The organism is Alteromonas sp. ABH4_453, from assembly GCF_056160665.1.
The window spans coordinates 224,926-245,777 of sequence record NZ_JBSWXP010000006.1; the positions used below are offsets into that span (position 1 = coordinate 224,926).

Here is a 20,852-nt window from a genome sequence, read left to right on the forward strand (position 1 = left end):
ACAATTGTTTCGACGTGAAGGGGAGCGTTAGCTCCCCTTTTATTTTCAATATCGAACATCATTTGCGTGAAAAATTATGAAGAAACAGGCATTATTGATGCCATTGTAAGCAATTCGAAACACACAACTTTTATTATTATGACAAGAAAGTCGACAGTAGCTGAAACCTTTTTAAAATACCGCTCGAAATTAATGCGCGCGGTAGGTTCTATTGTTGGCGCCGACGATATTGAAGATATCGTGCAAGAAGCCTTTATAAAGAGCTACGAAGCAGAATTAAAACAAGAAATACAGTACGAGCGGACATACATGCTCAAAACAGCGCGTAACTTAGCGCTAAACCATGTTGCAAAAGCAGAAAATAAAAACAAGCAGCAGCTAGATGACATGGATATTTTGCCTTACGAACTAGTGGGGCACAGTTTAGAAAAAAATGTAGAGAGTAAAGAGCGCTTTATTCATTTTTGCCGAGCGACAGACACGCTGTCTGCTGATGTAAAACGCGTATTTTTACTTAAAAAAGTATATGGCATGCGACAAAAAGAGATTGCAGAGCTTGTGGGGCTAAGCGAAAGCACCGTAGAAAAGCATGTCGCCAAAGGTTTAATGATGTGCTCTAGGTATTTAGCAGAGCTTTCAAATGACAGTGCATCTCCCCGTGCCACTGCTACCGCGACTCAGGACATAAGCAGTAGTTAACATGAACAATATTCGCCAGTTTTCAAGCAAAGAAGATATTCAAGAGCAAGCCTGCCTTTGGATAAGCCGTCTCGATCGCGGTTTAAAAAGTGACGAAAAAGTAGAATTAGACGCCTGGTTGGCAGAGAGTAATGCCCATCGCCAAGCATTATTAGATGCAGCTAGCTTGTGGGACGACATGTCGGTGCTTAACGAACTAAGCGGTCTGTTTCCACAACCGACAACCCGTAGTACCGCTAAAAAACAAAGCTTACCGAAGGCTGCAGTGTGGAGCATCGCTGCTACGTTTTTAGTTATGGCAATTGCTGTTGGCGTCATTGTTCAGCGAACTTGGTTAAACAGCGCACCTGAGTTTGCCGCTGTAAGTCAAAAAGTACAAACAGGCGTTGGTGAACAGAAAAATGTAACACTAGCCGATGGTTCTCAGCTTCATCTGAACACTAATTCCATCGTAACTGTGGACTTCACATCAACAGCACGCAACATTGTGCTTTTGAAAGGTGAGGCTCATTTTGAAGTGGCTCACGACAAAACAAGACCTTTCTCTGTTACCGCAGGAAATAACACGGTTACAGCGGTAGGTACGGCGTTTAATATGCAATATGTTGATGACAACGCATTCGAACTTGTTGTCACTGATGGCAAAGTATTAGTTAAAGACCGTTTTAAAGCGTCATCTTCAAATGAATCATTGTTTGGTAAGCGCCCCGTTACAGAAGAAGGCCTGCTAATGTTTGCTGGGGAGAAAGCGACTGTTTTGGGTAAAGTAGAAGCCCGAGAAAGTATGTCGCAAAATGACATTGATGACGACTTAGCTTGGCAGCAAGGTATGATTGTTTTTAAAGGTGAGCCTCTAGATTCGGTGCTAGCAGAAATTGGGCGATATACACCCGTACGCTTTCATATCTCCGACGATAGTTTACGAAAGCGAAGAGTGGCTGGCTATTTTAAAGTGGGTGATATAGACGGTTTGCTGTCGGCGCTTGAAAGCAGTTTTAACATAAATTACGAGAAGGTCACAGAGACCAGTATTGAGCTTAAGCTGGCGAAAAGTTAAATGTTTCTGAAAGTGAGATGCTATTGGTGATTCCTTGTTGGCATCAACTTATTTAATGTGACACTATAATTAAAATAATAATTACATCGATTTTTTATCTTGCACAACGGCAATTTTGCGATAAGCAGGCAAACGAAAAAAGCAATAGAGAAGCTGCATGCCTTAGCGTGTTCGGCTAGCTTTTTTTCGCAAATGAAAATCACTAAGTCTTCAAGTATTTCGCTCGCGTCGCCTATACACATTGTATCCGGTGTATGTTTACTGTTATCAACAACGTCATCGCTATATGCGCAAGACGAGAGCTCATCGCCCTTAAAAAAAATACCACCTTCTGAAACCCTTTCGGTAACAGCGCCCGATGCTTTTAGTTTTTCTATTCCAGCACAAAACGCTAACGAAGCCCTGACTGAATTGGCGAAACAAGCTAACACAACGCTACTGTTTCCATTCGACCTGGCGAAAAAAGTCACCACCAATGCAGTTAGCGGTACCTTTACGCTGAACGAAGCACTGGCTCAACTTCTTGAAGGAACTGAGTTAGCAGTAGTTGCCGATGAAAGTGGGGTGTTGAGTATTCGGTCACGCGCGTCGTTAACTGCAAAAAGTGAAGCTGTTGACGCCAAAGAACAGCCAGATGAAGAAAGCGCTAACGGGCTTGAAAAAATTGCTGTGGTTGGCACGCGTAATGCGCCACGAAGCGCAGTTGATTCTCCTGTTCCCCTTGATGTAATTGGTGCAGAAACACTTAGTTCTCAAGGTAACAGTGATGTGTTGTCCATGTTGAGTGCTATGGTTCCTTCACTCAACGTAAATGACCAGCCCATTAATGATGCAAGCAGTTTGGTGAGGCCTGCAAATCTCAGGGGGATGTCTTCGGACCATACCTTACTTTTATTAAATGGAAAGCGACGCCATCGTTCAGCAGTTATTACGTTTTTGGGCGGCGGTCTATCTGACGGTGCACAAGGCCCTGATATTTCCGTCATTCCTGCTTACGCATTAAAACAAGTTGAAGTATTACGAGACGGGGCTTCAGCGCAGTATGGTTCAGACGCTATCGCGGGCGTTATCAATTTTGTACTCAACGATGCCCGTGATGGTGGAAGCGCATCGTTAAAAGTTGGCGGGTACAGCGAGGGTGACGGCGAACTATTTCAGATACAGGTTAATAAGGGCTTCGCGCTAGGCGAACATGGCTTTTTGAATGCAACCGCAGAGTATCGACAGCAAAATGGCACGTCGCGTTCTGTGCAGAGAAACGATGCCCAAACGTTGTTTGAGCAAGGTAATAGTTTTATCGCTTCGCCTTCTCAGGTTTGGGGGGCACTTGATGTTGACGAAGATATTAAACTTGCGCTCAATGCCGGCGCTGATATTTCCTCTACATCAACGTTTTATAGCTTTGCAACTGCAGCGAGAAGGGAAATACACGGAGGCTTTTACTTTCGAAACCCGCAAACTCGCGAAGGTGTATTTAGCCGCACTGATCCAAATACCGGAGAAAATCGTCTTATCGTCGCGGATTTAGATGGGGTAGATACCGGTATAGCGTGCCCTTCAATTACACTATCGAATAACAATGTATTAGAGGATGCAAACTACCGGCTTATCGCTGATAACTCGACCGAACTCGGCGCAAACTGTTTTGCATTTAATGAGTGGTTTCCCGGCGGCTTTACGCCCCGATTTGGTGGCACAATAACAGATGCCTCGATAGTCATGGGCGTAAAACAAGAATTACCTCGTGGTTGGGCAATGGACATTAGTGCGACCCTGGGTTATAGCGATATTGAGTACGCCATCTTAAATACGGTTAACCCTTCTCTTGGGCCGCAATCGCCAACGACCTTTTCGCCAGGTGGAGTATCGCAAGTAGAGCGAACAACCAATCTTGATTTTACGAAACTCATTCAAACTATTTTCGAGGACCCGGTTAGCATTGCCGTAGGCGTTGAATGGCGTAAGGAGACGTACTTTCAAAAAGCGGGCGATGAAGCTTCTTATATCGCAGGCCCTTTTGCTCTAGAGCCACCGATAGGTTTAAGCCAAGGGTTTTCAATTGGCTCAAATGGTTTCCCTGGATATCAGCCGCAATCTGCTGGGCACTGGAGTCGAAGCAATTGGGCGATGTATGCGGATTTGGAGTTTTACGTTACTGACTCATGGCAATTTGGTGTGGCGACACGGGTAGAGCACTTCAGTGATTTCGGGTCGACATTTGATGGAAAGCTAAGTACCCGTTACAAACTTAATGACACATTTGCCGTGCGAGGTTCGGTAAACACAGGCTTTAAAGCCCCGACCGTAGGGCAAAGCAACGTCATTAATGTGACCACGGCTTATGGCCTTAACGGCTTAGAAGACCAAGCTACATTGCCTCCTACAGACCTTATATCGCTGCAGTTAGGTGCTACGCCACTGACTCCGGAAGAATCTGCAAACTTTAGCCTAGGCGTGGTTATGCAAGCAAGTGAGAGTTTCTTTGCTACGCTTGACTACTTCAACATCCGTCTTGCCGATCGCATTAGTACAACGTCTGCCATTCCTTTGACCGACGATGATGTTAACGCGCTTATTGTTAAAGGCCGCCCCGATGCAGCGAGATATAATTCAGCTAAGTACTTTACCAATGACTTTGACACAAAGACACAGGGTGTCGATTTAGTTGTTAATTACAACTTCGCTTTACATGATTGGTCAAATGCATTGCTTGTTGCCTACAACTGGACAGACACGCAAGTAGAACGGGTTACTCTTTATCCAGCGCTGACCGATGGCGAAATACAGCTTCAACCTAATCTTACTTCGGCACGAATACGAATGTTAGAGGACAACCTTCCTGCGCATCGAGGCAGCATTACACTAGAGCAATCGAAAGGCGCATGGGCATTCACTTGGCGACTGAATTATTATGGAAAGTTTTATGAAGATCATCTTGATGCATCCGCTGGTTTAGATATTTACGGCAGTCCACTCACCACTTTTGATGCGCAGCTTGCTTGGAAAATATTGCCTGATACTCAGCTCACATTGGGTGCGCAGAACTTGTTTGATGCGTTGCCAGATGAAAACCCGTTTAAAGGGGAAGTGGGAGCGCTATATCCACCCACCTCGCCTGGCGGCATTAACGGGGCATTTTACTATGCTGGTATCGAATATAGCTTTAAATAACCCAAAGCAATCGCAGGCGACTTTTGAAAGAGTAAAAAGGTGGGGGAGTTAAAGTGAAACGGTATAGACGTAGTCTGCAGTTCAGACAGCTATAATAGGCTTGCTAGAATAAGGGAGCGCTAGTTAGCCAACGTCTTTGAACAGTGACTCATCAATGATGGTTTGGTCAATGATTTGTTGTGCCATATTTATGCATTTACCGCATTGAGAGCCAAGCTCTAAATGTTGACGTAACTCACGCATATTACCCACACCGTTTTCTTCAACGGCAGCGCGAATGCTTTTATCAGTTACCCCATAGCACATACAAACAAACATTAAACGTACTCCAAATGAATCTGTAAATGATAATAATTGTTATTCCTTGCTTTGGCAAGTGGATAATGACAAATTTAATACAAGGTCATTGAGGAAAGACTGAACCAAATGGGGAGTGTTGGTAGGATCAGTAAAAAAACTCGTTGTTTAATATTGTTATTTTCCTATTCGTACCTATTTTGTTTGGAAGAAATTTCTTATCAAAGTGGTTACACAACGTAATCGCTTCTATTATTACAATCCAAATATAAATGGAGAGACTCATGAGTGTATTAGTTGGCCGTCCAGCCCCTGATTTTACTGCAGCTGCGGTACTTGGTAGCGGTGAAATCGTAGATTCATTCACGCTAAGTGAAGCAATCAAAGGCAAGAAAGCTGTTGTATTCTTCTACCCGCTAGATTTTACGTTTGTATGCCCGTCAGAGCTTATTGCTTTTGACAAGCGTTTTGATGAGTTCAAAAAGCGTGGTGTTGAGGTGATTGGTGTTTCTATCGATTCTCAGTTCTCTCACAACGCTTGGAGAAATACGCCGGTAAATCAAGGTGGTATCGGTCCGGTTAAGTACACCCTTGTTGCTGACGTTAAGCACGACATCTGCCAAGCGTACGATGTAGAGCATCCAGAAGATGGCGTAGCGTTCCGTGGCTCGTTCTTAATCGACGAAGAAGGCATGGTGCGTCACCAAGTAATCAATGACCTTCCACTAGGCCGTAACGTTGACGAAATGCTTCGCATGGTAGATGCGCTAGCATTCCACCAAGAGCATGGTGAAGTTTGCCCAGCCGGTTGGACTGAAGGTAAAGCGGGTATGGATGCGTCACCTGAAGGTGTAGCTAAATACCTATCTGAAGAAGCAGATAAGCTATAAGCTAACCTGTTTAAAGATAATAAAACAGCGCCTTATGGCGCTGTTTTTGTTTATGGCGTTTATCTAAATAAACTATTCTTGCTCTTCTATTGGCCAGCCACCTAAGGCCTTATAGCGATTTACCATATAGCAAAATAGCTCGGTGGTTTTCTGTGCATCGTAAAGGGCGCTATGCGCTTCATTTTGGTCAAACGATATCCCAGCCGCCCGGCATGCTTTTACCAGCACAGTTTGACCAAGAGCAAGGCCCGCTAGGCTGGTGGTATCAAAGGAAACAAATGGATGAAAGGGCGTGCGCTTTATATTGCAGCGCTCAATCGCCGCATTAACGAAGCTTTGGTCAAAAGTTGCGTTATGAGCAACGATAACAGAACGCTGACAGTCTGCATTTTTCTGTGCTTTGCGAATGCCTTTACATAAATCCTTCATGGCTTCGCTTTCCTCAATAGCACCTCGTAATGCGCAATTCGGATCAATGCCATTAAATTCTAATGCCGCAGGCTCAAGGTTAGCGCCCTCGAACGGATCTATATGGTAGTGAAAGGTTTGGTCAGGATGCAGTACTCCGTCTTCATCCATTTTCACCGTAACCGCTGCTAACTCTAATAAGGCGTCAGTGCCTGCATTAAATCCGGCCGTTTCAACGTCGATGACAACGGGAAAATAACCTCGAAAGCGCTGGGAAAGAAGGGGCGGGTTGGCAGACATAAACACTCTTGTAAGACTAGATTGCAGAAACTGGTTGGCCGCTTTAAATGCGAACCTACCTGCGAAACTTATTAGCAAAGGGAATTATCGCAAGGATATCTTCGAGTTGCCAGTTTCAATTTGAAAACCGCGAAGGTGGGAAGCGCTAATAGTACGAAACGCTAATGGTATTAAACGCTAAACTTTTCTACACTCTGGACGATAATCATATTAACCATGAATTTTTAAAACACTCAATTCGCGACTTAAAGCGAATGGGTACAATTTATGGCGCTAGAGATTGGTGGGCGTATGAAAGGCCTACATTCATGTTAGTCTGACTTTCGTTATGGTGTCGAAATGGTGTCGAAATTTAAATATATCGCTTTATTGGGGATGGTGGGGGCGCTGTCGTCCCATGCTGCCATGCGGCAATATTCTGCAACCATAGAAAGCTCCAACTGGCGTATTGATTCTGACACGCGCCTGCAATGTACACTTAACCACGAGTTGCCTGGCTACGGGGAAGCCATGTTCACGAGTTCTGCGTCGAAGCAGCTCAACATGGAATTTGAATTAGATATGTACATGCTGCCAAACAAGTTCGGTGTGGCTGCAGTCTACTCTGTTCCGCCAAAGTGGATGCCGGGTGTGGCGCCAAAGACCATCGCGGATATGTCTATTCGCAAGCAATATAACGGCGACTTGCCGCAAGATGCTGCATGGACCATGCTATCTGAGTTAGAGAAAGGCTTTTGGCCTACGATTTACTACCAAGATTGGTACAACAAATACGACCAGGTGAGCGTGGCATTAAACGCAAGCAACTTTTCGGGCGTGTATCGCGATTTTGTTAAGTGCGTTTCGAACTTGCTTCCTTTTAGTTTTGATGACATCGCTTACACCGTATTGTCTTATCAGAACAACAGCACAGAACTTACTAAGTATTCGCAAAAGCGCTTAACTATGATTGGCGAATATTTAAAAGAAGACAGCGAATTGAAGCTTGTGCTTCTCGATGGTTATACAGACAGTTACGGTGGACGTTACAACAACGAACAGTTGTCTATTCGACGGGCTAATGAAGTAAAAAGTTATCTCACTACGCTAGGTGTACCTGAAGATAGGATCGAGCTAACAGGCCACGGTGAAAAACGCCATATTGCGCCTAACGATACGCGAGAAAGCCGCGCCCAAAATAGACGCGTGGTGGTACGACTGTCAAAATCTTAGGCGCTCATTAAAGCGCCTCAACCCCGTTCCTACTTATCTTAGTTTTGATTGTCTCGCCACGTTAGCACAGGTACTAAATGGTCGGTGAAAACCCCGTCAGCATCGACGACGTTTTGTAATACGTCCAAGACTTGTTGTGAACTCATACCCGCCGGTAACGCATCATGACGATAGGTATAAGGGTGGATTGTCAGATTGTTGTCGTGGGCGTATTTAACCCAACTCGCGGCTTCTATTTTTCCTTGAGCCATAGCGTCATTATCGAGCAAGTGTCCTAACCAAGGGCCTACTCCGTTCGCGTACGTCGCAACTTGCTTCATGCCTTCTTGCGTACGCAGCCAATCGTAGTCGGTGTCGCTTTCACCCCAATCGTTCTCGCCAATTAGCATAACCACTTTGCCCTTATAGCCAAGGGTTTCACGAATACGCTTAACCTCGTTAAAGTCGAAGCACTGCAGGTAGCTATTGCCACTCTCACCCGCAAATCCGTAGTTATTTAATGTGTCGATAACCATCTTACTGGCATCAACACCTTCAGCAATGTGAAAAGCAGGGGACTTTACTTCTGGGTACACGCCTACAGACGTGCCGAATTGTCGATTAAGCTCACTGATTAGTTCAAAGTGTTCACTTAACGTGGCTACTTTAAAATCAGCCTGGGTGCCGCGGTACCTACTCTTAAAAACTTGCTTGCCTTCACCGCTAGTACGCTCATGTACCCGCAATGCTCGAAGCTCTTCGAGGGTGAAGTCACGGGCATAATAGCGTCCGTCCTCTCGGTGACGCGCGGGGAAAATATCTTCAACATTAGTCACTGTCTCTAAGTGAATGTCGTGTAGTACAACGGGGATGTCATCTTTGGTGATAACAACATCCTGCTCTATAAAGTCAGGACGCAGGGAGAACGCTAGCGTGGCTGCTTCAAGAGTGTGTTCCGGCAAATAGCCAGAAGCACCGCGATGGGCGATAACGGTAAAATGCAGTTTTTCACTAGTGGTATGTTCTGCTTCAGCGTGCGAGGTTTTACTATTCGTAGCATCAGCTGCAAACGCACTCACAGAGGCAAGGGCACCTGTAAATAGCACCACCAAAGCAGGTAGTAACGATGCCAATCTAGTCGTGTATTTATTGCGCAACCTAGCATTGCCCTTTAATAGCAGCTTGAGCTGGTTCGACGAACCCGCTATACCCTTGCTTACCCAGTTTAAAGAAAATAATAAGCGGTTACCTAGCATGTGACTGCCACTCCATGTGTTTACTTTTATCGCCATCTTATTTATGCCGTACATTTCACAGAAAGCTTACGTTACAAGCGCTTAGAAGATATTGGCGACGTCGTGCTGCTATAGTGAAATAGACTTATTTTGAATAAGTTCTATGGCATACCCATCTGGATCGCGTACAAAAGCGATGACGGTAGAGCCACCTTTTACAGGGCCGGGTTTACGATACACCTCAGCGCCATTTGCTTCTAAGTTTTCGCAAAACTGATAGATGTCGTCTACTTCAATGGCGATGTGGCCGTACGCGTTACCCTTATCATAGGTGTTGTCACCCCAGTTATAGGTAAGCTCTAACACAGTGCTATCGGTCTCTTCTCCGTATCCTACAAAAGCGAGGGTGTACTCATACTCTTTGTTTTCTGATTGTCTGAGAAGGCGCATGCCCATCAATGAGGTGTAAAAGTGAAGTGAAGCCTCTAAGTTTTCAACTCGAAGCATGGTGTGAAGCATTCGCATAACTATTTCCTATTTGAACCATCAGAATTACCCGATGGTACACTGCATTGTAAGTGCGCGTTTGCAGTTGCCACATGTATCCAGAACTCCACTCATACAGAGCACATTCATTGATATACACAAACAACACACAATGATAATGGGGAAATGTTAACGCTTTAAGACAGTTTTACAATTCCACTTAAACGTATTAAAAACCCCACATGCCGATATTATCAATTTTAAGTCTACGTGGTTGGCTTAACAGATAAACCACCATTTTGCCTAAGTCTTCGTTTTGAATCAGACCCTTGTCTACTTTCTCTGATCCTGTTTTCTGTGACTGAATGAGTGCAGGGTTGAGCGAATGTACGTGAATGCCATAAGGCCGCACCTCCTCTTGAAGAGCTTTCCCAAGCCCCACTAATGCGAATTTTGACGCGCAGTAAACGCCCGCATTAGCATATCCATTTAGTGCCGCCTGAGAGGCAATGTTGATAATGTAACCCTCTTGGTTTTCAATCATATGGGGCACTACTTGCTTACACATAAGGAAGGAACCTTTTACATTGGTATCCATCACTTCGTCCCAATCGTCTTCACTGGTTTCCCAGATAAGCGTTTCTTTACCAAACCCACTGTTATTGATAAGAACGCGAAGTTCGCCAAATGTATTTTTAACTTCTTTTACAAAACTTGCTACTTCATCACTTTTTGATACATCACATTTTGTCCCAATGACTTTACCGGGGAATAGCGCATCTAATTGTTCAACTGTCTCGTTTATCGTCTGTTCAGTGCGTCCGCAGATAGCTACTTTCATTCCTGCATCTAATAGAAAGTGGGTTATAGTTTTACCCAGCCCCTTACCACCGCCTGTTACAATGGCGGTTTTATCCAATAATGAGTACATGTCTGTCATAATTAAAACCTAGCAAAAAAAGAATAAGATTAACGTAGCTGCTATTGGCGTTATACAAACATACGTATTCATTGTGGGCTCCATTATTAGGTCGCATTGGAATGCTTGAAAAATAATCCGAAATAATTGGACATGGCGACCAATTACCTGTACTGTCTCGCTCGCTCTAGATATGTTTTATGCTTTACCTAATACTGCGCTGTACCTTTCTTTATACCTTCAAATTGAAGTGCTAGATAGATATACAACTGCTTTACTAGCTTAGTTATGTCTATTGCTATTCGGTGGCTTCCACCATTACATCAATTTTTTAAAAGGTTATTATTATGTCTAATTCTGTAAACGGTACAGTTAAGTGGTTTAACGAAGAAAAAGGTTTCGGTTTCATTACTCCTGAAGCTGGTGGCAAAGACGTATTCGTACACTTCCGTTCAATCACTTCTGACGGCTTCAAGACTCTTGCTGAAGGTCAAGCGGTTAGCTTTGAAGTTGAACAAGGCCAAAAAGGCCCACAAGCTGCTAACGTAACAGTTCTTTAAGACCTGTAAGCCAGCTTAGGGTTATTTCCCTTATCTGAAGTAACCCGCAAAGATGGGCTCTTTTCCACGGAAAATGTGAAAGAGCCTAATTTTCGTTTTTAGATTTCTTTACCCAACCTGCGAGGAATTCAAAACAAACAATATCAATAAAGAAGTATTTAATATGCAATTTCAAAACTCTATCTCTACCATTAACAGCCTTATTCCAGGTGCGTTAATATCAAATATCTCCATAAATAAAACAGCTGTTGCCTTTAAACATGCGAATACCTATCGACATGTTCAGTTATCATCAAGACAAGAAGCAAAGCGGTTCATAGCTCAACTCATTCAAAAGAGCTAATTAGGCTCACTGCTCTTAACTAACTAACTAACTAACTATTCTATGCTTTCTTGCTTCACTAGAAGTGTCGAAGAGACCTTCTCGCTGTATGGCCAATAATTCACGGCATTAAAGCTAAAAGGTTATAGGTCTTACATTTTCAGTAGTGCAACTGCGTCGTATGTATAAAGCGCTGCAAATAAAGGTGTGCTGTTACAAGAGAAGCATTGGCTAGTACGGGTGTGTACTAACCAATGTCATTAGAAATAACCTGTGACTATTATTTGGCTTTTAAGTCGACATCTGAATCTGCTAACAAATATATGCTTGCTGCATAAGCTGCAATGTTTTGAGCCAGTTCATCAGGGTTAATTTTATCCAATGTGTCATCAGGCGTGTGATGAAGATCGAAATAATCTCGTCCGTTTTGATTTAACCGAATAGTAGGTACGCCTTTCGCTGCTAGCGGTATAATATCCGGGCCGCCACCGGCAACGTCTGAACCACCACGAATTATACCTAGCGGTGACAGGATTTTTGCGATTTCATCTACCAGTACTGTTGCTTCAGGGTTCACATTCGACACAAGTTGCCAAATTGTTTGCGCACCGAAATCAGACTCTGTAGCAAGTACGTGGTTAGCAAGGTTCTTTTCATGCTGTTTTGCATAAGCAAACGCGCCTAACAAGCCTACTTCTTCAGCGCCAAACATAACTACACGAATGGTGCGTCTAGGGCGTTCAGGCAGAGATGCAATTAATGCGGCTGCCGCTGTGGTAATAGCGACGCCCGCGCCGTCATCAACAGCGCCGGTGCCTAAGTCCCAGCTATCTAAGTGTCCGCCAATGAGCACAATCTCTTCAGGCTTTTCACTACCGACTAAATCCAGTATTACGTTGCCGCTGTTTACTTCACCTTTCCACTTTGACTCAGAGTGGAGCGACAACGACAGCGGCTTGCCCAAATTGTGCAGGCGTCGTAAGTGATCAGCGTCGGGGTTAGAAATAGCTACAACAGGAATGTCTGCCCAGTTATCACCGTCTGAGCTCATCATGCCAGAGTGAGGGAAGCGGTGAGAGTCTGAGCCTACCGAACGCACAACTAAGGCTTCAGCGCCACCACGTTGCGCATGTTGCCAACCAATACGGCGACGTTGATTAGCCTGGCCATAGCCCGCACCCGTTTGACTTTTTACCATGGCATCGCCATCGACAAACGCAATTTTGCCTTTTAGTGCGCCGTCTTTAACTGCGGTTAGTGCATGAATATCTCTGAAATACACGATGTCAGCGTTTATCTCGCTCTCTGAAGGAGCCGCTCCGCCAAGCGCTGTGCCGTAAAGCGGTTGGGCATAAGGCGCCGTGAGTGAAATGTGTAGGTGCCCTCTATCCCAAAATGGCATAGTGAATTCTTCTATGCTGACTTTATCAAAGCCTAGACGCTTTCCTACCTCTACGCCCCAATCTCTGGCTCGCTTTTCAGCTTCCGAACCGCCAAGGCGTGGGCCTATCTCTGTGGTTAGTGATTCGACGATGCTATAGCCTAAGTCACTTTTCAGCGCTTTTTGAATTAACGCTTCCGCATTTTTCTTTTGCTCGTCTGTGATGGGTGAGGTGTTAGCGAAAACGCCAAAGCTACATGCACTAACTAATGCACCAAACGCTAGATTCCTAGCGATGTTATTTAATCGAGACATGTGTTCTCCATGGATTTATTTTTATATTTTTGTTTATTTGCGTGAGCAAAATATGACGTGTTTATCATAGCCAAATTGAGATATGCTTTCGAGGTAAACCACAAGCCGAAGTCGTAAGTTAATCGCAAAATCTCTTTTGAGAGAAAGTAAATGGAGAATAAAAAAGGAGCCTAAGGCTCCTTTCTGAAAGTTTCTATTTACGCTTCTTCTTAAGCGCCAATTTTTGCTTTTTCTCTTGCTCTTTTAGCACTTCGTTTATAAAACTTTTTCTACCGAATTCACGGGTAATAGTACAATTATTTAGATCAAAGCCGCGAGCGGGGCAGTATTCTCTGCCGTACAAGATAATCTGCAGATGGAGGTCGTTCCATCTTTCTTTAGGGAACAGGCGTTTTGCATCGCGTTCTGTTTGCTCTACGCTTTTTCCATTCGATAGACCCCAGCGGTACATTAAACGATGAATATGAGTATCTACCGGGAAAGCAGGAATACCAAAGCCTTGAGACATAACCACAGCGGCAGTCTTGTGACCCACAGCGGGCATGGCCTCCAGCGCTTCAAAGTTCGCTGGAACTTCACCTTTGTGTTGTTTAATGATCATATCGGACAAATGCCAAATGCCTTTCGATTTCATAGGCGATAATCCACAAGGGCGGATAATGTCTTGTATTTCTTCAATACTCATCAACACCATGTCGTAGGGGTTATCTGCGCGAGCGAATAACTTTGGCGTAATTTGATTAACGCGCTCGTCTGTACATTGTGCCGATAGGAGAACTGCAATGAGTAACGTATATGGGTCTTTATGATCTAAAAAGATAGGAATTTCCGGATAAAGATTATCCAGTATTCGCATGATTTCTTTTACTTTTTCCTGCTTAGAAAGCGGTTTGGCCGGCTTAACTACATCATTCATTTCTAAATACTTTTTTGTTTTTGATTTTTAGCGTTCAGCTTTCAGCTGTAACGCGTACCCGTTCAGCCTTCACTGCAGGCGATGTTTGCTTAGCGGCTAACTTTGCATCAATACTGTTTTTGATAGCAATAAGAAGACCCATGCCTAAAAAGGCACCAGGCGGCAGTATCGCAAGCAAAAACGGATTTTCAGTGTTGAAAAGCGTTATGGTCCAGTTCTCAGCAATTGGGCCAAACAGTCTGTCTGCCCCTGCTAGCAATGTACCTGCACCCAATATCTCGCGCATTCCACCTAAAATGACCAGCACTGCGGTAAAACCCAGTCCCATCATGAGTCCGTCGTAGGCAGAGGCGAGCGGCCCGTTTTTCGATGCAAAGGCTTCTGCGCGGCCTATGATGGCGCAGTTAGTTACAATCAGCGGAATGAAAATACCTAGCGCTAAATAAAGGTCGTAGGTGTAAGCATTCATTAATAGCTGAACAATGGTAACAAACGCAGCAATGATCATAACAAAAACGGGAATGCGGATTTCGTTTCTTACCACATTACGAACGAGTGAAACGGTAACGTTACTGCCAATAAGTACCAACATCGTAGCAAGGCCTAACCCGAGACCATTGATAAACGTCGCGGTAACGGCCAATAGCGGGCACAACCCTAACAGTTGTACTAACGCAGGGTTGTTCTTCCAAAGTCCTTGCAAGGATAGGTCGCGAAAATCAGTCACGTTATAGCTCCTCTACACTGTGAGGTTGCGTTTCATCCACGTTAACGGTATCTATTGTTTCAACCGAATCTGTTGTTGCACAGGTGTTGGGAGCGGTGAATAGCGCACTTTGGTTAGCTTGTGCGTAAACTAAAGCCTCACGTACGGCTGTAACTACCGCTCTTGGCGTTATAGTAGCGCCTGTGAATTGGTCAAATTCGCCGCCATCTTTTTTGACTTGCCATGGCGCTAAATTCTCTGGTGAGAAAGACTTGCCGCTGAAGCTTGTGATCCAGTCGCTTACTGCAAGCTCTATCTTATCACCAAGCCCAGGGGTTTCTTTGTGTTCGATAACGCGTACGCCAAGCACTCTCATACTGATTCGATTAGTGTTGGGCGCAGAAATATCGGACGCATTCTCGTCTTGCTCTGGTGGGCTCTGAGGTTTTGAGTCAAGCTCAGCCAACTCCGAGAGCGCTAACGCGGTGATATTGAGATTTTCGCTCTCACCGTCGAGCGAGTCAGTACTCGAGCTGCCTTGTGTGTTTCCACCAACTTGTGCATCCACTTTTACACCAACAACGATATCGATATCTCCACTGTATCCGTCTGGAGCAGTGGCTTCCAACACAAGCGCGCTAGGTTGGCCGTTTAGCGTAGCACGGTATACCTTATGAGTTTTTCTCATGCCAAGTTCGGGGGCTTCGACTTCTGTGCAGTTGGCGTAAAGGGCATTGTCGTGGAATTCACCAGGCACAACTTCATTAAGTACGCTTAGAAGCTTTTGCTGCTTTTGTTGCTCAATTTTATCTTGGGTGCCAAAAAAAGTGAGTGCTATTAATGCTGTGGTAATAACGGCAAACGCACCTAACATAAGGCCGTTTTTGGCCAAGCTTTCTTTCATCATTACTGCTTACCTCGGCCTTTGCCCATATTTTTACCGTAAACGCGAGGGCGGGTATAGTAATCAATCAAAGGCACCGCCATGTTCATAATGATCACCGCGAACGCTACCGCATCGGGGTAACCACCAAAGGTACGGATTATTACCACCCAAAAGCCAATCGCTGCACCAAATATAATACGGCCTCTTGGTGTTGTTGACGCTGAAACCGGGTCGGTGGCGATAAAGAAGGCGCCTACCATGACAGCACCGTTAAACAGGTGAAATAGCGGTGAAGCGTAGTAATCGGCGTTTGCTAAATGAAGCAGTGATGCACAAACAAACACGCTTAGCAGCATACCTCCCGGGATATGCCAGCTGATAACGCGGGTTTTCCAAAGGTAGAGGCCGCCAAGTAAATAGGCAAGGCTCACCATTCCCCATCCTGCACCCGCAGCGTCGAGTACTCCGCCATCGAAGATTGGCTTCGCTAATGACTCTGAGTATGTTACGCCTTGCGTTAGGTCGGTTCTCAATGTGTCTAACGGCGTCGCCATGGTTACACCATCGGCAATGGTTTTGAGTTGAATGACATCGTATCCGCTAGTAGTAAAACCAGTAAATATAAGTGATACCGAATCAAAGAAACTTGGCGTAATGCCAGCGTGAGTCGCAGGAGGCAGCCATAGGCTCATAGCCGCAGGGAATGAAATAAGCAGCACCACATACGCTATCATGGCAGGGTTGAAAATATTAAAGCCAAGCCCGCCGTAAACCTGTTTAGCCACCGCAATAGCGAAGAAAACACCCGTTACCGTCATCCACCAAGGTAGGGTAGGAGGAATACTAATTGCGATGAGTAAGCCGGTTAATACTGCGCTGTAATCTGTTAATGTGCGCTCGATGGGGCGATTTCTTAAAAATAAAATCACGCCTTCAATGACCAGTGCACTTACTACTGCAATGATGGCTTGAATGAGCATTCCCCAGCCAAAAAAGAAGGATTGCGCAATCATGCCAGGGAGCATGGCGTAAATAACCATACGCATGACTTGTCCTGTATCGCGTTTAACCCGTTGGTGTGGTGAACTCGATAAACTTAACTTCATTTTGATTCTTTCTCTTGTTCAGCTGCTGCTTTTTTTGCTTTAGCCTTTGCTACTGCAGCTGCAATGCGCGCTTTCTTTTCATCTTGTGCCGTCGGTTGAGATGGGGCTTGCGTGCTTGACGCTTGACCTGCATGGCTAGACGATTCGCTCTGCTCATGTGCTTTACTGCTTTCTTGTTCAGCAGTATTTGATGAGGTCGCTAAATTGCCATTACTTCCTTGAGCAAGCTTCTTTGCTTTAGCCTTTGCCACTGCGGCAGCAATGCGCGCTTTTTTCTCGTCAGCTTCATTTGTTGAGGCAGCGTCGTTAGCATCAGTTTGCTCGCTTCCTTGATATTCTTCCTGCTTAGCCGCTTTTTTGGCTTTTGCTTTCGCTACCGCCGCTGCGATCCTAGCTTTCTTTTCATCTTTTCCATCTAGCTGTGCTTCAGGTTGATTATTTGATTGCTCGTCTGATTGAGTTGACCTGCTTTGCACTGAATCTGATTCAACGGGTTGCCCGCTTTCGCTATTTTTAGCAGCTTTTTGCGCTTTAGCTTTAGCGATTGCCGCGGCAATACGCGCTTTTTTCTGCGCTTCAGCGGTTAGCTCTGAATTAGCTTCAGTATCGGAAAGTTCAGTATGCTTTTCGCCTTGAGAGCCCGCAGGTTTTTCTGCTGAAGATGCTTCAGACTGGCTGGCTTGTGCGGCTTTTTTCGCTTTTGCTCTGGCGATTGCTGCAGCAACCTTTGCCTTTTTATCATCTTCTGGCGATGACGCTTGTTCAACTTGCTTATCCGCGCTTTCAACTTGAGCTTCATTCTGGGCTTGTGCGGCTTTCTTGGCTTTTGCTCTGGCAATAGCAGCCGCTACCTGTGCTTTTTTATCATCTGCTGCAATGTTTGGTTCGTCGGTATTTGTTGTATTACTTTCACCCGTTGCGTTGGCCTGCATAGCCGCTTTCTTTGCTTTCTTTGCTTTCGCACGCGCAAGCGCCGCCGCTACTTTGTCCTTGGCCTCAGTTGCGTCAGCATCAACAGCGCTATTCGCATTATCGGCTACAGCATTTTCTTCTTTGGCCTTGTTTGCGGCTAAACGTGCTTCTTTTGCTTTTCTATGTTTTGCTTCGCGCTCAAGTTTTTCGCGCTCTAAACGCTCTTTACGTGCCTCAAAACGCTGTTTAGCCTTCTCGGCCTTGTTCTTTTCATCACGCTGAATGCGTATTTCGGATTTAGCCTGGCGGTAGTAATGCACCAGTGGGATTTCACTGGGGCAAACATAAGCACATGCGCCGCACTCTATACAGTCGAAAAGGTCGTATTCTTCGGCTTTATCGTATTCTTTTGCTTTGGCGTGCCAAAACATTTGTTGGGGGAGCAACGACGCAGGGCATGCGTCGGCGCATGCGCTACAGCGAATACAGGGGCGCTCTGCATTGTCGTCTACCAGCTCTTTTTTTGCAGGAACCAGCAAACAGTTTGTGGTTTTAACCACGGGGATCGTAGCGTCTGATAAGGTAAAGCCCATCATAGGCCCGCCCATAATCACTTTAGGTGCTTTCTGTTTTTTCGGGTTGTAGTTTGCTTCATCCAATAGATGAGAGACGGGCGTACCCAACAACGCTCTAAAATTGCTTGGTGATTCAACGGCTTCACCAGTTACGGTAACAACCCGTTCAATCAGCGGCTTGCCGTGTAAAATAGCATCTGCGATGGCATAGCAGGTACCCACGTTGAACATCATCACGCCTACATCGGCAGGCAATCCATTTCTTGGAACTTCTCGGCCAGTCAGTACCTGAATTAGCTGTTTTTCTCCGCCGGCAGGGTATTTTGTTTCAACGCTAACAACGCGATAGTCTTTCTTATCCTGACAGGCAATATTAAGTGCTTCGAAAGCCTCTGGCTTGTTGTCTTCAACCGCAACTACAATGGCCTTCGGCCCAATAAGGTGAGTAAGAATGTCTAAACCCTGGCGTATTTGCCAGGCGTGCTCACGCATCAAGCGATCATCAGAAGTAATGTAAGGCTCGCACTCAATCCCATTTAGAATAAGAAACTCAACAGGTTTAGACGTTGAGGTTTTTATATGGGTAGGGAAGCCGGCACCACCCATTCCTGAAATTCCTGCTTGGCAAATAGCTTCTATAAGCTTGTTCTTATCTATGTCGCTATAATTTGCTATTGGAGATAGGTTGCACCATGTGTCTTTACCGTCAGGACGTATCGAAATACACATTTCTGTCAGGCCGCTAGGATGCGCTACAACATGCGGAGCAATCGCAACAACCTCGCCCGAGGTTGGCGCATGAACTGGCACAGAAAAAGGCGATGAGCTTTGCGAAAGAATTTGGCCTTTCAATACGGTATCGCCAACTTCTACGCAGCAGATACCGTCTGAGCCAATGTGCTGCCTTAAAGGGACAATCAATAATTCGGGTAACGACGGTTTCTTTATTACTGATGTATTAGATAGAGATTTCTTATCGTCGGGATGTACGCCACCTGGAAATGAGTACATCTTTCCCGCTTCAAGGGTTTCTATAATTGAATCAAAACTTGGATACATCACAATTACGACACCATTTTGATGGGGATATCACCTTTAGGCGATGATTCAAAATCCCACTTCCATGTAGAAGTTGTTTGAGCAATTGGCACCATGTCGATACAGTCGACAGGGCAGGGATCGACACATAGGTCACACCCTGTACATTCATCAGTAATAACCGTGTGCATGTGTTTGGCGGCACCTAAAATGGCATCGACAGGGCAGGCCTGAATACATTTGGTACAGCCGATACATTCGTCTTCGCGTATAAACGCGACTTTTTTAACGCCTTCTTCGCCATGAGCTGCATCAAGGGGTTTAGGTTCAACTCCCATCAAGTCTGCGAGTTTTTTAATCGTTGCCTCGCCACCAGGTGGGCACTTATTAATATCATCACCTTCAGCAATTGCCTCAGCATAAGGCTTGCAGCCCGGATATCCGCATTGGCCACACTGAGTTTGTGGTAGTACGGCATCTATTTGCTCAACTAGCGGGTCGCCCTCAACTTTAAAGCGAATGCTCGCGTAGCCCAGAACCAAGCCAAAAATAAGCGCAAGGACGCCAATGGCAATGACGGCGAATATAATTGCAGAAGTTATCGTCATTATACGTTCACCAATCCACTAAAGCCCATAAACGCAAGAGACATGAGACCAGCGGTTATCATTGCAATCGAAGCACCTTTAAAAGATACAGGTACATCAGCAGCAGCTAAACGCTCACGCATGGCCGCAAATAACACCAGTACTAAAGAAAATCCTACCGCAGCGCCGAAACCATAAATAAGGCTCTGCATGAAATTATGCTGTTCGGTAAGGTTTAATAGTGCTACACCAAGTACTGCACAGTTGGTTGTGATAAGAGGGAGGAATATACCTAACAATCTATATAAGGTAGGGCTTGTTTTGTGCACGACCATTTCTGTGAACTGAACCACCACCGCGATAACAAGAATAAAGGCTAGTGTTCTAAGGTAGCCGATGCCTAGTGGAGCAAGTAAATAGGTTTCCACTAGGTAGCTCGACGCAGAGGCAAGAGTGAGTACAAATGTGGTGGCCATAGACATACCCATGGCGGTTTCCAGTTTGCCAGACACACCCATGAACGGGCACAAGCCGAGAAACTTAACCAACACAAAGTTGTTAACCAGTACTGTACCAATCAATAGCAGTAAAAATTCAGTCATGAATAACGCAATTCCTTTGAGGAATCTTGACGGACAATGCCCGCGAATTAAAAAGAAAAACAGATTGGGTCTATTATCCCTTTTTAGAACGGGTTTAACAACTTGATTGAATTAGGGTTATTTAATGTCTAAACGCGTTGTTTTAGGAATTAAAATAGAATGAAGTGGGTGATACGATTAAGAGCCAACTAAGTGGCTCCCCCTCCCCGACTCGAACGGGGGACCTGCGGATTAACAGTCCGTCGCTCTAACCAACTGAGCTAAGGGGGAATCGACACCTAAGTTGTTTGCTG

Annotated in this window: 19 protein-coding genes and 1 tRNA gene; 6 read left to right on the forward strand and 14 right to left on the reverse strand. The window is 45.1% G+C overall.

Annotation, left to right across the window (positions count from 1 at the left end):
• Positions 1 to 138 precede the first annotated feature (138 nt).
• From ACXAGV_RS13635 to ACXAGV_RS13645, 3 genes are all read left to right on the forward strand, one after another.
• Entirely contained in the window at positions 139 to 699 is a 561-nt protein-coding gene (locus ACXAGV_RS13635; protein WP_474831674.1) for an RNA polymerase sigma factor, read from the forward strand.
• Position 700: 1 nt separating this feature from the next.
• Positions 701 to 1,756 carry a FecR family protein gene (locus tag ACXAGV_RS13640; protein ID WP_474873727.1) on the forward strand — a complete coding sequence of 352 codons (1,056 nt, stop codon included), beginning with the start codon at positions 701 to 703 and terminating at the stop codon, positions 1,754 to 1,756.
• Positions 1,757 to 1,972: 216 nt separating this feature from the next.
• Positions 1,973 to 4,927, forward strand: coding sequence for a TonB-dependent receptor domain-containing protein (locus ACXAGV_RS13645; protein WP_474873853.1), 2,955 nt, complete (start codon positions 1,973 to 1,975; stop codon positions 4,925 to 4,927).
• Positions 4,928 to 5,050: 123 nt separating this feature from the next.
• Here the strand turns inward: ACXAGV_RS13645 and ACXAGV_RS13650 are convergent, their stop codons facing one another.
• Positions 5,051 to 5,245: a bacterioferritin-associated ferredoxin gene (locus tag ACXAGV_RS13650; RefSeq protein ID WP_025254510.1), complete on the reverse strand. Its 195-nt coding sequence runs from the start codon at positions 5,243 to 5,245 to the stop codon at positions 5,051 to 5,053.
• Positions 5,246 to 5,508: 263 nt separating this feature from the next.
• On the opposite strand from ACXAGV_RS13650, the gene ACXAGV_RS13655 reads away from it, so the two are divergent.
• The gene (locus ACXAGV_RS13655) at positions 5,509 to 6,114 is read left to right on the forward strand and encodes a peroxiredoxin (RefSeq protein ID WP_474873728.1); all 606 of its coding nucleotides are present in this window, start codon (positions 5,509 to 5,511) and stop codon (positions 6,112 to 6,114) included.
• A gap of 72 nt (positions 6,115 to 6,186) precedes the next feature.
• Here ACXAGV_RS13655 and rnt read toward each other — a convergent pair whose 3' ends face one another.
• Positions 6,187 to 6,822, reverse strand: a complete 636-nt coding sequence (gene rnt, locus ACXAGV_RS13660; RefSeq protein WP_474873729.1) for a ribonuclease T — start codon at positions 6,820 to 6,822, stop codon at positions 6,187 to 6,189.
• Positions 6,823 to 7,161: 339 nt separating this feature from the next.
• On the opposite strand from rnt, the gene ACXAGV_RS13665 reads away from it, so the two are divergent.
• Positions 7,162 to 8,034, forward strand: coding sequence for a flagellar protein MotY (locus tag ACXAGV_RS13665; RefSeq protein ID WP_474873730.1), 873 nt, complete (start codon positions 7,162 to 7,164; stop codon positions 8,032 to 8,034).
• Between the two features lie 38 nt (positions 8,035 to 8,072).
• On the opposite strand, the gene glpQ is transcribed toward ACXAGV_RS13665, so the two are convergent.
• The 3 genes from glpQ to ACXAGV_RS13680 all read right to left on the reverse strand — a co-directional run bounded on the left by glpQ (position 8,073) and on the right by ACXAGV_RS13680 (position 10,674).
• The gene (gene glpQ / locus ACXAGV_RS13670; RefSeq protein WP_474873731.1) at positions 8,073 to 9,305 is read right to left on the reverse strand and encodes a glycerophosphodiester phosphodiesterase; all 1,233 of its coding nucleotides are present in this window, start codon (positions 9,303 to 9,305) and stop codon (positions 8,073 to 8,075) included.
• A 72-nt stretch (positions 9,306 to 9,377) separates the two neighbouring features.
• Positions 9,378 to 9,773: a lactoylglutathione lyase gene (gloA, locus tag ACXAGV_RS13675; protein WP_179982761.1), complete on the reverse strand. Its 396-nt coding sequence runs from the start codon at positions 9,771 to 9,773 to the stop codon at positions 9,378 to 9,380.
• Between the two features lie 190 nt (positions 9,774 to 9,963).
• Positions 9,964 to 10,674, reverse strand: a complete 711-nt coding sequence (locus tag ACXAGV_RS13680; RefSeq protein ID WP_474873732.1) for an SDR family oxidoreductase — start codon at positions 10,672 to 10,674, stop codon at positions 9,964 to 9,966.
• Positions 10,675 to 11,000: 326 nt separating this feature from the next.
• Here ACXAGV_RS13680 and cspE point away from each other — a divergent pair, with 326 nt between their 5' ends.
• Positions 11,001 to 11,213: a transcription antiterminator/RNA stability regulator CspE gene (gene cspE / locus ACXAGV_RS13685; protein WP_025254517.1), complete on the forward strand. Its 213-nt coding sequence runs from the start codon at positions 11,001 to 11,003 to the stop codon at positions 11,211 to 11,213.
• 602 nt (positions 11,214 to 11,815) lie between these two features.
• On the opposite strand, the gene ACXAGV_RS13690 is transcribed toward cspE, so the two are convergent.
• The 9 genes from ACXAGV_RS13690 to ACXAGV_RS13730 form a co-directional block, all read right to left on the reverse strand.
• A complete protein-coding gene (locus tag ACXAGV_RS13690; protein WP_474873733.1) occupies positions 11,816 to 13,231 on the reverse strand; it encodes a M20/M25/M40 family metallo-hydrolase in 1,416 nt (471 codons plus the stop codon).
• Positions 13,232 to 13,424: 193 nt separating this feature from the next.
• A complete protein-coding gene (locus tag ACXAGV_RS13695; RefSeq protein WP_474873734.1) occupies positions 13,425 to 14,147 on the reverse strand; it encodes an endonuclease III domain-containing protein in 723 nt (240 codons plus the stop codon).
• A gap of 34 nt (positions 14,148 to 14,181) precedes the next feature.
• Complete coding sequence (locus tag ACXAGV_RS13700) at positions 14,182 to 14,874, reverse strand: electron transport complex subunit E (protein ID WP_474873735.1); 693 nt, start codon at positions 14,872 to 14,874, stop codon at positions 14,182 to 14,184.
• 1 nt (position 14,875) lies between these two features.
• Entirely contained in the window at positions 14,876 to 15,760 is an 885-nt protein-coding gene (locus tag ACXAGV_RS13705) for an RnfABCDGE type electron transport complex subunit G (protein ID WP_474873736.1), read from the reverse strand.
• Complete coding sequence (gene rsxD / locus ACXAGV_RS13710) at positions 15,760 to 16,845, reverse strand: electron transport complex subunit RsxD (protein WP_474873737.1); 1,086 nt, start codon at positions 16,843 to 16,845, stop codon at positions 15,760 to 15,762. The genes ACXAGV_RS13705 and rsxD overlap by 1 nt, the downstream gene beginning before the upstream one ends.
• Entirely contained in the window at positions 16,842 to 19,391 is a 2,550-nt protein-coding gene (gene rsxC / locus ACXAGV_RS13715; RefSeq protein WP_474873854.1) for an electron transport complex subunit RsxC, read from the reverse strand. Before rsxC ends, rsxD begins: the two co-directional genes overlap by 4 nt.
• Before the next feature lie 5 nt (positions 19,392 to 19,396).
• Positions 19,397 to 19,978, reverse strand: a complete 582-nt coding sequence (gene rsxB / locus ACXAGV_RS13720; RefSeq protein WP_474873738.1) for an electron transport complex subunit RsxB — start codon at positions 19,976 to 19,978, stop codon at positions 19,397 to 19,399.
• A complete protein-coding gene (gene rsxA / locus ACXAGV_RS13725; protein ID WP_014997766.1) occupies positions 19,978 to 20,559 on the reverse strand; it encodes an electron transport complex subunit RsxA in 582 nt (193 codons plus the stop codon). Before rsxA ends, rsxB begins: the two co-directional genes overlap by 1 nt.
• A 193-nt stretch (positions 20,560 to 20,752) precedes the next feature.
• A tRNA-Asn gene (locus ACXAGV_RS13730) sits at positions 20,753 to 20,829 on the reverse strand.
• Positions 20,830 to 20,852 lie beyond the last annotated feature (23 nt).

Coding starts and splice junctions, on each gene's coding strand:
- ACXAGV_RS13635 (WP_474831674.1), top strand. CDS start 139: ATGACAAGAAAGTCGACAGTAGCTGAAACCTTTTTAAAATACCGCTCG.
- ACXAGV_RS13640 (WP_474873727.1), top strand. CDS start 701: ATGAACAATATTCGCCAGTTTTCAAGCAAAGAAGATATTCAAGAGCAA.
- ACXAGV_RS13650 (WP_025254510.1), bottom strand. CDS start 5,245: ATGTTTGTTTGTATGTGCTATGGGGTAACTGATAAAAGCATTCGCGCT.
- ACXAGV_RS13655 (WP_474873728.1), top strand. CDS start 5,509: ATGAGTGTATTAGTTGGCCGTCCAGCCCCTGATTTTACTGCAGCTGCG.
- rnt (WP_474873729.1), bottom strand. CDS start 6,822: ATGTCTGCCAACCCGCCCCTTCTTTCCCAGCGCTTTCGAGGTTATTTT.
- ACXAGV_RS13665 (WP_474873730.1), top strand. CDS start 7,162: ATGGTGTCGAAATTTAAATATATCGCTTTATTGGGGATGGTGGGGGCG.
- glpQ (WP_474873731.1), bottom strand. CDS start 9,305: ATGGCGATAAAAGTAAACACATGGAGTGGCAGTCACATGCTAGGTAAC.
- gloA (WP_179982761.1), bottom strand. CDS start 9,773: ATGCGAATGCTTCACACCATGCTTCGAGTTGAAAACTTAGAGGCTTCA.
- ACXAGV_RS13680 (WP_474873732.1), bottom strand. CDS start 10,674: ATGACAGACATGTACTCATTATTGGATAAAACCGCCATTGTAACAGGC.
- cspE (WP_025254517.1), top strand. CDS start 11,001: ATGTCTAATTCTGTAAACGGTACAGTTAAGTGGTTTAACGAAGAAAAA.
- ACXAGV_RS13690 (WP_474873733.1), bottom strand. CDS start 13,231: ATGTCTCGATTAAATAACATCGCTAGGAATCTAGCGTTTGGTGCATTA.
- ACXAGV_RS13695 (WP_474873734.1), bottom strand. CDS start 14,147: ATGAATGATGTAGTTAAGCCGGCCAAACCGCTTTCTAAGCAGGAAAAA.
- ACXAGV_RS13705 (WP_474873736.1), bottom strand. CDS start 15,760: ATGATGAAAGAAAGCTTGGCCAAAAACGGCCTTATGTTAGGTGCGTTT.
- rsxD (WP_474873737.1), bottom strand. CDS start 16,845: ATGAAGTTAAGTTTATCGAGTTCACCACACCAACGGGTTAAACGCGAT.
- rsxC (WP_474873854.1), bottom strand. CDS start 19,391: ATGTATCCAAGTTTTGATTCAATTATAGAAACCCTTGAAGCGGGAAAG.
- rsxB (WP_474873738.1), bottom strand. CDS start 19,978: ATGACGATAACTTCTGCAATTATATTCGCCGTCATTGCCATTGGCGTC.
- rsxA (WP_014997766.1), bottom strand. CDS start 20,559: ATGACTGAATTTTTACTGCTATTGATTGGTACAGTACTGGTTAACAAC.